The sequence below is a fragment of the Rhodococcus sp. IEGM 1409 genome, assembly GCF_030056735.1.
GTDB lineage: Bacteria > Actinomycetota > Actinomycetes > Mycobacteriales > Mycobacteriaceae > Rhodococcus_F.
On record NZ_JASHKN010000058.1, the window covers coordinates 1 to 206 of the forward strand.

The 206-nt window shown below is 60.2% G+C and carries 1 rRNA gene; it reads left to right on the forward strand.

The features are described from left to right. A 5S ribosomal RNA gene (gene rrf / locus QM716_RS29455) occupies window positions 1-91 on the forward strand; the annotation flags it as partial. Window positions 92-206 lie beyond the last annotated feature (115 nt).

Sequence of the window (206 nt, forward strand, 5' to 3'; positions counted from 1 at the left end):
GCCCGGTCCCATTCCGAACCCGTAAGCTAAGCCCTTCAGCGCAGATGGTACTGCACTCGACAGGGTGTGGGAGAGTAGGACACCGCCGAACACAATTAGAGTAAGCCCCCCAACCATTCGTGGTTGGGGGGCTTTCTCGTACCCAAAACACACCACACCACCCGCCCGGGATCGAGCGAACGACCCTGTCGTCGCCTCAGATCGAG